9 protein-coding genes are annotated in these 12,649 nt (G+C 65.8%); all 9 read left to right on the forward strand.

Going from position 1 to position 12,649, the window contains the following annotated elements; translation table 11 throughout:
• Positions 1–504: 504 nt before the first annotated feature.
• The 9 genes from C167_RS0131855 (at position 505) to C167_RS0131895 (ending at position 12,393) form a co-directional block, all read left to right on the forward strand.
• Complete coding sequence (locus C167_RS0131855; protein ID WP_017522369.1) at positions 505–1,158, forward strand: alpha/beta hydrolase; 654 nt, start codon at positions 505–507, stop codon at positions 1,156–1,158.
• 31 nt (positions 1,159–1,189) lie between these two features.
• Positions 1,190–3,082: an acyl-CoA synthetase gene (locus tag C167_RS0131860; protein WP_017522370.1), complete on the forward strand. Its 1,893-nt coding sequence runs from the start codon at positions 1,190–1,192 to the stop codon at positions 3,080–3,082.
• A 151-nt stretch (positions 3,083–3,233) separates the two neighbouring features.
• On the forward strand, positions 3,234–4,172 hold the full coding sequence (locus C167_RS0131865; protein ID WP_017522371.1) for a GGDEF domain-containing protein: 939 nt from the start codon (positions 3,234–3,236) through the stop codon (positions 4,170–4,172).
• 75 nt (positions 4,173–4,247) lie between these two features.
• Positions 4,248–5,405, forward strand: coding sequence for a dipeptidase (locus C167_RS0131870; protein ID WP_017522372.1), 1,158 nt, complete (start codon positions 4,248–4,250; stop codon positions 5,403–5,405).
• A 96-nt stretch (positions 5,406–5,501) separates the two neighbouring features.
• Positions 5,502–7,061, forward strand: coding sequence for an ATP-dependent RNA helicase RhlB (rhlB, locus tag C167_RS0131875; protein ID WP_037006438.1), 1,560 nt, complete (start codon positions 5,502–5,504; stop codon positions 7,059–7,061).
• Between the two features lie 299 nt (positions 7,062–7,360).
• Positions 7,361–9,319 (forward strand): methyl-accepting chemotaxis protein, encoded by a 1,959-nt coding sequence (locus C167_RS0131880; protein ID WP_017522374.1) that lies wholly within the window; start codon positions 7,361–7,363, stop codon positions 9,317–9,319.
• Between the two features lie 269 nt (positions 9,320–9,588).
• Complete coding sequence (locus C167_RS0131885) at positions 9,589–10,536, forward strand: ornithine cyclodeaminase family protein (protein WP_017522375.1); 948 nt, start codon at positions 9,589–9,591, stop codon at positions 10,534–10,536.
• Between the two features lie 13 nt (positions 10,537–10,549).
• Complete coding sequence (locus tag C167_RS0131890; RefSeq protein WP_017522376.1) at positions 10,550–11,680, forward strand: NAD(P)/FAD-dependent oxidoreductase; 1,131 nt, start codon at positions 10,550–10,552, stop codon at positions 11,678–11,680.
• A gap of 89 nt (positions 11,681–11,769) precedes the next feature.
• Complete coding sequence (locus C167_RS0131895; protein ID WP_017522377.1) at positions 11,770–12,393, forward strand: helix-turn-helix transcriptional regulator; 624 nt, start codon at positions 11,770–11,772, stop codon at positions 12,391–12,393.
• Positions 12,394–12,649 lie beyond the last annotated feature (256 nt).

Consider the following 12,649-nt stretch of genomic DNA (forward strand, 5'->3'; position numbering starts at 1 on the left):
TCCGTTGCTTTTTTAGTGTTTTGGAGTCCCGGTTCCACCGCCGTACCCTCGTGAGGCACCAGCAAGACAACAAACGGGATGGAGACCTGAAGGTGAGTCTAGACGGCCTATGAAAAATCCTACGGACGCCGCGAACACACCTTCGAGCGCACAGGTCTTGCGCGCTGGAACGGGTCATCTAGGGATCATTGCGTGAAGGCGAAGGCCCGCCGCGCCGGCTGTTGACCGCAGCCAGCACGGCGGGCCCTGAAACAGCCCAAGACTTTCGCGGCGCCACTTCCAGTACAGCTTTCCGGATGGGGTCGGTAGAGTGTTACCGGAAAACGGGGCCGCACAGCCTACGGTTGCGATAGCAAGGGGCGTACCAGCTCAGGAACGCTCTCACAATTTCGTGCAGTCAAGTCCCACAAGTTATGGCCATGCGACATCTTCTTGCATCGCCCCTCCACCCTTTCTCTCACGCAGCGCCCCTTCCTAGAGCGCCCGCCCCATCCTGGAGCCTCCATGACCCAGCCCCTGATCCTCGAACCCAGCCAGCGCGTCGATTCCTGCGTCATTTGGTTGCACGGCCTGGGCGCCGACCGTTACGACTTCGAACCGGTAGCACAGATGCTGCAGCGCAGTTTCACGTCGACGCGTTTCATCCTGCCCCAGGCGCCGACCCGCCCGGTCACCGTGTTCAACGGCATGCCAGCGCCAAGCTGGTACGACATCCTCGCCATGGCCCCGGCCCGTGCCATCGACGAGGCGCAGCTGGAAGCTTCGGCCGACAGCGTGATCGCGCTGATCCAGGGGCAGATCGACCAGGGCATCGCGGCCAAACGCATCATCCTCGCCGGCTTCTCCCAGGGCGGCGCGGTGGTGCTGCATACCGGCTACCTGCGTTGGGACGGCGAACTGGGCGGCGTCATGGCGCTCTCCACCTATGGCCCGACATTCAGCGAAGGCATAAGCCTGCCGGCTACAAAAAGACAACTGTCCGCGCTCTGCCTGCATGGCACTTTCGATGATGTGGTGCTGCCCGCCATGGGCCGCGCCGCGTACGACTTCCTGCAGGCCAACGAGGTGCCCGCCCAGTGGCGCACCTACCCGATGAGCCATGAAGTGAGCAACGAGGAACTCGGCGATATCGGCGCCTGGCTGCGGGAGCGCCTGTGATCCCCTGACCCTGCGGAGAACAAGAAGAAGCATGAACGCCCCGATCAGCAGCCTGCGTGACGTCGAAGCACTGGAACAGGTCCCGCTGCAGGACCGCGACCTGCCGCCCAACACCTATGAACTGCTGCGCCGCTCGGCGCAGCAGTTCGGCCCCTCCACCGCCCTGAGCTTCCTGCTGCAGGGCTCGGCGGCGGAGGAGCCACTCAAGGTCAGCTACGAGCAGTTGTTCGCCCGCGTCACCCAGGCGGCCAATGCCTTTCACCGCCTGGGCGTAAGGCCGGGCACCGCGGTGTCGTTCCTGCTTCCCAACCTGCCGCAGACCCACTACGTGATCTGGGGTGGCGAAGCGGCGGGGATCGTCAACGCGATCAACCCGCTGCTCGATCCCGAGCACATCGCCGAGCTGGTGCGCGCCGCCGATTCCCGCGTGCTGGTGACCCTGGCGCCCTTCCCCGGCACCGACCTCTGGGACAAGGTCGCCGGCCTGCGCGAGCAGTTGCCGGAGCTGAACGCCATCGTCACCGTCGACATCGCCAACCTGCTGCCCGAGCCGCAGCGCTCGGCCATCAAGACCCAGCGCGGGGCACTGCCCGACGGCGTGCTGGACTTCGACGAACTGCTCGACCAGTGCCCGGCGGACCATCTGGAAAGCGGCCGGGTGATCGGCCCGGACGAAGTCGCCTCCTACTTCCACACCGGTGGCACCACCGGCACGCCCAAGCTTGCCCCGCACAGCCATTTCAACGAAGTGGCGATGGCCGAGATCATGGGCCTGAACTCTGACTACGACGGCAACGACGTACTGCTCTGCGGCCTGCCGCTGTTCCACGTCAACGGCGTGATGGTCACCGGTCTAGCACCCTTCATGCGCGGCGGCGAAGTGCTGCTGGCCGGCCCCCAGGGCTATCGCAACCCGACGCTGATCCAGGATTTCTGGAAGCTGGTGGAGCGCTACAAGGTCACCAGTTTCAGCGGCGTGCCGACCATCTACGCCGCCCTCCTGCAGGTACCCAGCGAAGGCCGTGACCTTTCCAGCCTGCGCTTCGCCCTGTGCGGCGCAGCGCCCATGCCGGTGGAGCTGATCCGACAGTTCGAGGCCAAGACAGGCCTGAAGGTCATCGAAGGTTACGGCATGACCGAAGGCACCTGCGGCACCAGCTGCAACCCGCGCGGCGGTGAACGCCGGCCCGGCTCCATCGGCCTGCGCCTGCCCTACTGCGAACTGAAGTCGGTGATCCTCGACGGCGACGGCCAGTACCTGCGCGACGCCGCCGTCGACGAAATCGGCACCCTCTGCCTGCGCGGCCCCACCGTCTTCAAGGGGTACCTGCAGGCCAGCAAGAACAAGGACATCTGGGTAGACGGCGACTGGTTCAATACCGGCGACCTGGGGCGGATCGACGCCGACGGCTACATCTGGCTCACCGGCCGCAGCAAGGACCTGATCATCCGCGGTGGCCACAACATCGACCCGCAGATGATCGAGGAAGCCCTGCATCGCCATCCCGCCGTGGCCATGGCCGCTGCCGTGGGCAAACCCTGCCTGAAGGCCGGCGAGCTGCCGGTGGTGTACATCCAGCTCAAGCCGGGCATGCAGGCGAGCGAAGCAGAGCTGCTCGAACACGCCGCGCAGCATGTGCCCGAGCGCGCGGCGGTGCCCAAGGACGTCTGGCTGCTGGACGCCATCCCGGTCACCGCGGTGGGCAAGACCTTCAAGCCGGCGCTGCGCCTGGATGCCATTCGTCGCGTGCTCGAGGACGAGACCCGGCACCTGTCTCCGGCCCCGCGCATCGAGGTGGTCGCCGATGACCGCCATGGGCAGAAAGCACGTCTGTTCGTCGGCGGCCTCGCCCCAGACTCGCGCGCCGCATTGGCCGACCGTCTGGGCGGTTACGCGGTCCATGTGGAGTTGTTGGAAAGCTGATGAAACACCCGGCCGACCGCCGGTCGGCCGGGTCTGGCTGCGAATTGCCAGTACTCAAATCTGACTAATACTGATGGCTCAATGTGCGAAGCGGACTACAGGGAGAGTCAGTCGTGCACATCATCAGCTTGCGCCCGATCCCCGCTGCACCATGAAAGCTGCGCAGTGGAACGAAGACATCCGCCAACTCCAGCACCTGCGTCTGTTCCAGAACGTGGCCGCGGCCAACCTGCAACAGCTGCTCAAGGATTTCCGCGCCTGTGAACTGGAGCGCGGCGAAATCCTGCTGTCGCCGTTCAACCGCAATCACTTCCTTTATATGGTCCTCTCCGGGCACCTGACGGTATACCTGGGCTCGCTGGACAACCAACCGGTAAGCACCCTGCACCCGGGCGACTGCGCCGGCGAGATCAGCTTCATCGACAGCGACCATCCTTCGGCCTATGTCGTCGCCAGCGAACCGACCACCGTGCTGCGCCTGCACCGCGAGGCACTGATCGGCCTGTTCGAACACTCCCCGCAGGTCATGCAGAACCTCCTCTCGGTACTTTGCGAGCGGGTGCGCCAAGGCAATCGGATCATTCTCGACACCGAGCAGAACGCCAACATCGACACGCTCACCGGCCTGTTCAACCGGCGCTGGCTGGAGCACATCTACGACCGCGAGAGCACACGTTGTGCCTTCAACGAGCAGCCCATGTGCATGCTCATGCTCGATGTCGATCACTTCAAGAACTACAACGACGAGCACGGCCACCTGGCCGGCGACTATGCGCTGTGCCTGGTCGCCCATACCCTGCGCAGCCAGTTGCGCCCCAAGGACAGCATGGCGCGCTTTGGCGGCGAGGAGTTCGTCATCCTCCTGCCGGAAATCGCCATCGAGGAAGCCCGGCGTATCGGCAACCGCCTGCGCCAGAGCCTGGAACAGATCGCTTCCTTCTATTCGCCGGTGGGGGTATTGCCCGGCGTCACCGTGTCCCTGGGCCTTGCCGAGATGGACATCCAGGAAAACCTGCCGAGCCTGATCCTGCGCGCCGACAGCGCCCTCTACCAGGCCAAGCAGAAAGGCCGTAACTGCCTCTGCGGCTGAATCCCGCTGCCCTGCGCCCACCCTTCTGCTAGATTGCGCCCGCAAGAAAACCAATAACAAAGCTGGGAAGCTGACATGCGCAAACTGCTGATCGTCCTGCTCGTCCTTCTGGCCGTTGGCCTGGGGATCTTCTTCAACCTGCCGGGGTATATGGATCGGAAGATGAACACCGTGGCCAGCCCGCCGCCCTACCAGGCCTCGCCCGCGGCTCAGGCGCTGCACCAGGCACTGTTCGTCGCCGACCTGCACGACGACGCACTGCTCTGGGACCGCAACCTGCTGGATCGCCACGACCATGGTCACACCGACCTGCCGCGCCTGCTCGAAGGCCACGTCGGCCTGCAGGTGTTCTCCACCGTCACCAAGACGCCGCGCGGCCTGAACTACGAAAGCAACAGCGCCGACAGCGACAACATCACCCCACTGGTCATCGCCCAACGCTGGCCGGCACGTACCTGGAACAGCCTGCTCGAACGCGCGCTCTACCAGGGCGAACTGCTGGACAAGGCCGCCGCCGACAGCCAGGGCAAGCTCACCCTGGTGCGCAGCCGGGACGACCTCACCCGCTACCTCGCCGCCTGGCAGAAGGACCCGAGACAGCTCGCCGGCATACTCGCCACCGAGGGCCTGCACCCGCTCGAAGGCAAGCTCGAGAACCTCGACCGCATGTACGACGCGGGCTTCCGCATCATGGGCCTGACCCACTTCTTCGACAATGAGGTCGGCGGCTCCGCCCACGGCCTGAAGAAAGGTGGCCTGACCGCGTTCGGCCGCGAGGTCATCCCACGCCTGGAAGACAGGAAGATGCTGATCGACCTGGCCCATGCCTCACGTCCGCTGATCGACGACGTGCTGGCCATCGCCAGGCGCCCGGTGATCGCTTCCCATACCGGCGTCGCCGGCACCTGCCCCGGCCCGCGCAACCTGACCGACGCGCACTTGCGCGGTATCGCCAACACCGGCGGCGTGATCGGCATCGGCTACTGGGACGGCGCGGTGTGCGAAACCTCGGTGCAGGCCATCGTCAAGGCCATGCGCTATGCGGCCGACAAGGTCGGCGTCGAGCACATCGCACTGGGATCGGATTTCGACGGCGCGGTGAATGCGCCCTTCGACACCACCGGCCTTGCCCAACTGACCGAGGGCCTCGCCAAGGCTGGCTTCAGCGAGCAGGACATCGCTGCAATCATGGGCGGCAATGTGCGCCGCCTGCTGCTGGAGAGCCTTCCGTAGCCCAAGTCAATAGGCAGAATGCCCGTGGCACTTCGCCCTGCGGGCATCTTGCATTACACTGGCGGCCGTTCATTCCTTAACCAGTACGAGATCACCGTGCTCAAAGCACTCAAGAAAATCTTCAGCAAGGGTGATGGCGAGCAGCCCGTCACCACGCCGGCAGCCCCCGCTCCCGCTGCCTCCGAACCCGCCCAGAGCGGTGAAAAGCGTCCGCGCAATCCGCGCAATCCGCGTCCGCAAGGCGACTCTGCCAATGCCGCCGACAAGCCGGCCCGCGGTCCGAAGAGCGACAAACCCCGCGCCGAGCGTTCCGACAAAGGCGAACGCGGCGAACAACGCGATCACGCTCCGAAGCACGAGCATGCCAAGGCCGAAGGCGCCGACAAGCCCCGCGAGCCGAAACCGCGCCGCGAGCGCAAGCCGCGGCCGCCGGCGGTGAACAATTGGAAGCTGGAAGACTTCGTGGTCGAGCCGGCCGAAGGCAAGACGCGTTTCCACGACTTCAATCTCGATCCGCGTCTGATGCACGCCATCCATGACCTGGGCTTCCCCTACTGCACGCCGATCCAGGCGCAGGTGCTGGGCTTCACCCTGCGTGGCCAGGATGCCATCGGCCGCGCCCAGACCGGCACCGGCAAGACCGCCGCGTTCCTCATCTCGATCATCACCCAGCTGCTGCAGACCCCGCCGCCGAAAGAACGCTACATGGGCGAGCCGCGTGCGCTGATCATCGCGCCGACCCGCGAGCTGGTGGTGCAGATCGCCAATGACGCCATCGGCCTGGCCAAGTACACCGGCCTGAACGTCATGAGCTTCGTCGGCGGCATGGACTTCGACAAGCAGCTCAAGACGCTGGAGTCGCGCTTCTGTGACATCCTTGTCGCCACGCCGGGCCGCCTGCTGGACTTCAACCAGCGCGGCGAGGTGCACCTGGACATGGTCGAGGTGATGGTGCTGGACGAAGCCGACCGCATGCTCGACATGGGCTTCATCCCCCAGGTCCGCCAGATCATCCGCCAGACCCCGTACAAGGGCGAACGCCAGACCCTGCTGTTCTCCGCCACCTTCACAGACGACGTGATGAACCTGGCCAAGCAGTGGACCGTCGACCCGGCCATTGTCGAGATCGAGCCGGAAAACGTCGCCAGCGATACCGTCGAGCAGCACGTCTATGCCGTTGCCGGCAGCGACAAGTACAAGCTGCTGTACAACCTGATCGCGCAGAACGACTGGACCCGCGTGATGGTCTTCGCCAACCGCAAGGACGAAGTGCGCCGCATCGAGGAACGCCTGACCAAGGACGGCATCAGCGCCGCCCAGATGTCCGGCGACGTGCCGCAGCACAAGCGCATCAAGGTCCTGGAAGGCTTCCGTGAAGGCAAGATCCGCGTCCTGGTCGCCACCGACGTTGCCGGCCGCGGCATTCACGTCGACGGCATCAGCCACGTGATCAACTTCACCCTGCCCGAAGATCCGGACGACTACGTGCACCGCATTGGCCGAACCGGCCGCGCCGGTACCACCGGCACCTCCATTAGCTTCGCCGGCGAGGACGATGCCTTCGCCCTGCCGCCGATCGAGGAACTGCTGGGCCGCAAGATCAATTGCGAGATGCCGCCCACCGAGCTGCTCAAGCCGGTACCGCGCAAGCACTGATCGCTTGTTGCACCAGAAGAAGGCGAAGCCCCATGGCTTCGCCTTTTTCGTTTCCACCGGCGTTACCGCGGGTGACGAATCCCCTTCCTAGAGCCTGCCATTCCTCCTGCCGGACCCGCTGGGACGACCGTACGGCATCCGCCCGCAAACAATGGCCACGCGCCATTATCCGCGTCATTGCGGTGAGATGGGCCACGCCCCGGCCACTCTTGCTCAGTTTTATTTACAGACGTAAAAAAATTCGCACGCTTCTTGCAAAGCACGCGAGAACAATTCCAAGAACTCGTCGGAATCCTCCCATGCCCTTGCGCGCCAAACTTGCTCTGAGTTTCCTCTCGGTCGGCCTGATCCCCGTGCTGGTGATGGCCATCGTGGTCTATCTCCAGGCCAGCCGAGCCCTCGAAGAACAAAGCCTGAACGCCCTGGAGGCGGTCGCCAGCATCAAGCAGCGACAACTGATGGATGCGTGGAAGGCCCGCAACGACCAGCTCAGCAGCCTCGCCACCAACCTGGGCAGTAACTATGCCGGGCTGGACAGCGAGTCCCTGGTGACCACCGCCAACTACGACCGCCCGGTATTCGAGAACTTCATCAAGACCTTTGGCTACCGCGAACTGCGCCTGGTGGCCGGCGACGGCAAGGTGGTGTTCAGCCTCGGCCGTGGCATCGACTATCAGCAGAATGTCGGCGCACCGGAATGGCGCGATACCGCCTTCGGCAAGTTCATCCGCACCGCGCTGGACCGCGGCAAGGCCAGCATCAGCGACCTGGAGCAGGCCCCCAACGACCAGCAGCCGGTGCAATGGCTGGCCGCGCCGATCAAGGACAACGGCAAGCTGCAACTGCTGCTGGTGCTGGAACTGCCGCTCGCCTCGATCAACGAAGTGATGCAGAACCGCCAGGGCCTGGGCGACGCCGGCGAGACCTACCTGGTCGGCGGCGACGGCAGTCTGCGCTCGGATTCGGTGCGCTTCGCCGACCACCACGTGCGCCGCGACAAGGAAAGTCCCACCGCCATTCCCGGCCAGGCCATCGAGAAGGCCTTGGCTGGCGAGCAGGGGCGCCTCACCGAACCTGGCCTGAGCAACGAGACGGCGCTGAAGTCCTTCGTCCCGCTGAACCTCGACGGCCTGCACTGGGCGCTGGTGGCGGAAATGGACCAGGCCCAGGCCTTCGCCCCGGTGCGCAAGCTGATGTGGCAGATCCTCGTACTTGGCCTGCTGACCCTGGTGGGCGTGGCTGCCGGCACCTGGCTGGTCAGCCGCAGCGTGATGCGCCCTCTGGGCGGCGAGCCGGCCAGCATGGCTGCACTGGCCCAGCGCCTGGCCAGTGGCGAACTCAAGCTGAGCGACGACGCCAACGCCAGCGGCGGGCTGATGCAGGCCCTGCGCGACATGACCGCTGCCTGGCGCCAGGTCGTCGAGCGCCTGCGCCAGGCCAGCGAGGCCGTGGGTGACGCCAGTGGCGACATCCTCGACGCCGCCGGGCGCACCAGCCATCACCTCGACCAACAGCAGGAAGCGCTGGAGATGGTGGTCAGCGCCGTCGACCAGATGGCCGCCACCGTGCAGGAAATCGCCGGCAGCGCCAGCCGCAGCGCGGACGGCAGCGCCGCCGCCCGCCAGGCCTTCGTCGCCATGCAGGGCACGCTGAAGCACATGATCGGCCGCCAGGACCAACTGCTGATCGGCCTGCGCGAGGCCGATGGCGTGGTGCAGACCCTGGCCGGCGAGAGCCAGCAGATCGGTTCGGTGCTGGACGTGATCCGCTCCATCGCCGAACAGACCAACCTGCTCGCCCTCAACGCCGCCATCGAGGCTGCCCGCGCCGGCGAGGCGGGACGTGGTTTTGCCGTAGTCGCCGACGAAGTACGCAGCCTCGCCCAGCGCACCCGCAGCGCCACCGACGAGATCGTCGCCATCGTCGGAAGCCTGGGCGATTCCTCCCTCCAGGCGCAGTCGAGCATGAGCGGCGCCAGCGAACAGGCCCACACCCTGGAACAGGACACCCAGGCCGTGCTGGAGGCCCTCGGCGCGCTGGACGACTCGCTGCAGGGCGTGCACGCCATGGCCTTCCAGATCGCCGCCGCTGCCGAACAGCAGGCCGCGACGACCCAGGAAGTGAACCAGCACATGCACCGCCTGAGCGACATGACCGTGGAGAACCGCAAGACCGCCGCGCACACCCGCGATTGCGGCGAACACCTGCGCCGCGTGGCCGGCAGCCAGGAAGAGCTGATGGCGCAGTTCAAGCTGTAGGCCGCAGCGTCCCTGTAGGAGCGGGCCATGCCCGCGATCACGCCCATGGGGCGCTCCTACGGGCCAGCTCCGCGCTTCGGCTCCCGTAGGAGCGGAGCTTCTCCGCGATCCGGCCGGCAGGCCGGCATCCCTGTCCATGCACCGCTATCGCGGTGATCGCGGACAAGGTCCGCTCCTACGCAAGCAGTTGCCCATCTGTCCACCTGCCCTTGCCGATCAAGACAACAGAGTCCAGAATGGAAAAATAAATCCACATCTGGAGTCCTGCCATGTCCGTCGCCACGCCTTTCACCCTCAACCAGGCCGACGCCGAACGCCTGCTCGAACAGGTCGACGTGCTTCAGGCGATGCGCGACATGTTCGTCGAACTGGCCGCCGGCAGCGCCGTACAGCCCGCACAGCAGCTGGTGGAATTCCCCAATGGGGGCGGCGATTTCATCAACTACCTGGGCGTACTGGCCTCGCAGAAGGTCTACGGCGTGAAGACCTCGCCGTACATCGTGCGCCAGCCCAAGTCGCTGGTCACCGCGTGGAGCCTGCTGATGTCCATGGAGAGCGGCCAGCCGCTGCTGCTGTGTGATGCCGGCAGCCTGACCACCGCACGCACCGCCGCCACCACCGCCCTCGCGGTGCAGGAACTGGCTCGCCCGGACGCCAGGCGCCTGGCCATCGTCGGCAGCGGGGCGGTCGCCCGCGCCCATCTGCGCTACGCATCCGGCCTGCGTGACTGGCAGAGCATCCGCGTGTACTCGCCGAACCTGAGCGCCGGCGTGCTGGCCCAGTTCGGCGCCATCGATTCCCGCGCGGAACCCGCCACCAGTGTCGAAGCTGTCGTGGACGACGCCGACGTGGTGCTGCTGTGTACCTCTTCCGGCACCCCGGTGCTCGATCCGTCGGTCCTGTCCAAACCCGCCCTGATCACTTCCATCAGCACCAACGTCGCCCGCGCCCACGAAGTGCCGCCGCAGTCGCTGGCGCAGATGGACGTCTATTGCGACTACCGCGCCACCACCCCGGCCGCCGCCGGCGAAATGCGCCTGGCCCGCGAGGAGCACGGCTGGGACGGCGCCATCCGCGGCGACCTGCCGGAACTGGTCAGCGGCCAGGCCGCCAGGCCGGGCTACAAGCGTCACGCGTTCTTCCGTTCCATCGGCCTGGGCCTGGAAGACGTCGCCCTGGCCAATGCGCTCTACCATCTGCAACGCAAGAACGCCTGAGCCGGAGACGAACATGATCGAAGTCGACTTCCTCATCATCGGCGGCGGCATCGCCGGCGCCTCCACCGGCTACTTCCTCTCCCGCCACGGCAAGGTCGCCGTGCTTGAGCGCGAATCCCACGCCGGCTACCACTCCACCGGCCGCTCGGCAGCGCTCTATACCGTCGCCTACGGTACACCGCAGGTGCGCGCCCTGACCGCCGCCAGCCGTGACTTCTTCGACAACCCGCCCGAGGGCTTCGTCGAGCACCCGATCCTCACCCCGCGCGGTGAGATGACCGTGGACTTCGAAGGCAACCCCGAAGAACTCCGGCGCCAGTATGAAAGCGCCCTCGCCAGCGTGCCGGAAATGCGCCTGCTCGACGCCGACGAAGCCTGCGCTATCGTGCCGGTGCTGCGACGCGAGAAAGTCCATGGCGCGATGCTCGACCCCAGCGCCGCCGACATCGATACCGACGGCTTGCTGCAGGGCTACCTGCGCGGCATACGGCGCAACGGCGGCAGCGTGCAGCTGGACAGCGAAGCCCTGGAAATCCAACGCATCGACGGTGCCTGGCAGGTGCGCTGCGCGCAGCAGACCTACCGCGCGCCGGTGCTGGTCAACGCGGCTGGCGGCTGGTGCGACAAGATCGCCGAACTGGCCGGCGCCGCGCCCCTGGGCCTGACGCCCAAGCGCCGCGCCGCCTTCCTGTTCAGCCCGCCGGAGGGTGTCGACAGCCACGCCTGGCCGGTCCTGGTGAGCCTGGACGAATCCTTCTACTTCAAGCCCGACGCCGGCATGCTGCTCGGCTCGCCGGCCAACGCCGATCCGGTCGAACCCCACGATGTCCAGCCTGAAGAACTGGACATCGCGATGGGCATCTACCAGATCGAGGAACACACCACCCTCAGTATCCGCCGCCCGAGCCACACCTGGGCGGGCCTGCGCTCGTTCTTCGCCGATGGAGACCTGGTGTCCGGCTACGACCCGACGACGCCCGGCCTGTACTGGGTCGCCGGCCAGGGCGGATACGGCATCCAGACGTCCGCCGCCATGGGTGAAGCCAGCGCCGCGCTGATCCGCCATGAAGCGCTGCCCGAGCACCTGGCGCGTCACGGCCTGAGCGCCGAGATGCTGTCCCCGGCCCGCCTGCTGACCAAGTGAGCCACCAGTCGTGACAGCCTGCGGGCGCTTGCGGCACACTCGCCAGCGCCCGCCCATCGCCCGCCTCTTCGCCCTCGAGAGCCTTGCCCATGACCGCCGCTGATCCGCTGGACAACTACAAGGCCATCGCCGACGCCATCGCCGCGCTGTTCTTCCCCCATGCCGAAGTGGTCATCCACGACCTGCGCAACCAGCGCGTGGCCTATCTGGCGAACAATATCTCCAAGCGCGAGATCGGCGACGACTCGGCGCTGGAGGACATGCTCGAAGGCAGCCATGACGAGCGCAACATTGGCCCCTACGAGAAGCTCAACTGGGACGGCCAGAAGATCCGCTCCATCAGCACCGTGCTGCGCGACGCCAAGGGCGAGCCGCTGGCGGTGCTGTGCATCAACCTCAACATCACCCTGTTCGAGACCGCCAAGGCGGCGCTCGACCTGTTCCTCTCCTCCAGCAAGGTCATCCCGCAGCCGGATGCGCTGTTCCGCGATGACTGGCAGGAACGCATCAACACTTTCCTGCATGGCTGGCTGCGGCAGCGTCAGCTGAGCCTGTCGACCCTCAGCCGCGATCACAAGCGCGAACTGGTGCTGGCGTTGCACGCGGAGGGGGCGTTCAAGGGCAAGAGCGCAGCGAACTATGTAGCCAATGTGCTGAACATGGGGCGCGCGACGGTTTACAAGCATTTGAAGGAGTTGAAGGAGGAGGTGTGAGCCGACTCCTTCCCGCGATTTATTCTCCGGTTCGCGAGCAAGCTCGCTCCTACAAAAAGCGCGCTGCACGTTCCGGCTGCCTGTAGGAGCGAGCTTGCTCGCGAATCGCACGGCACAGTGCCAATCACGGACAACGTCCGCTCCTACAAAGGCGCTAGTACTGCACCGGATCCGGCTCTAGCTCTTGATGATTTCCAGAGAAATATCCGCACACTCCGAATGCCCCGTCCAGGAGGCCTCGTTGAAGCGGAGTTTC

Origin of the sequence: Pseudomonas nitroreducens TX1 (assembly GCF_000313755.1) — a bacterium.
Taxonomy (GTDB): Bacteria; Pseudomonadota; Gammaproteobacteria; order Pseudomonadales; family Pseudomonadaceae; genus Pseudomonas; species Pseudomonas nitroreducens_A.